Source organism: Streptomyces virginiae, assembly GCF_000720455.1.
In the GTDB taxonomy this organism is placed as follows: Bacteria; Actinomycetota; Actinomycetes; order Streptomycetales; family Streptomycetaceae; genus Streptomyces; species Streptomyces virginiae.
On the sequence record NZ_JOAK01000101.1, the window covers coordinates 1 to 386 of the forward strand.

Annotated in this window: 1 protein-coding gene; it reads left to right on the top strand. The window is 70.7% G+C overall.

Annotated features, from left to right (window positions below; all coding sequences use genetic code 11):
* Positions 1-386: DEAD/DEAH box helicase (locus IG86_RS0138130; RefSeq protein WP_030903219.1), on the top strand; the 386-nt coding region annotated here is incomplete at both ends.

The following is a 386-nucleotide window of genomic DNA, read 5'->3' on the forward strand; positions in this document are numbered from 1 at the left end:
CTCGACGAGCTGCTGGACACCATCCTCGCCGAGGGCGGTTCGGTGCTGGTGTTCACGCAGTACGTGACGATGGCCCGGCTCATCGAGCGGCACCTCTCGGCCCGGGGCATCGCCACCCAACTCCTGCACGGCGGCACCCCGGTGGCACGCCGCGAAGAGCTCGTGGACCGCTTCCAGGCCGGCGAGGTCCCCGTCTTCCTGCTGTCCCTCAAAGCCGCCGGCACCGGCCTGAACCTCACCCGCGCCGGCCACGTCGTCCACTTCGACCGCTGGTGGAACCCGGCCGTCGAGGAACAGGCCACCGACCGCGCCTACCGCATCGGCCAGACCCAGCCCGTACAGGTCCACCGGATCATCGCCGAAGGCACCGTCGAGGACCGCATCGC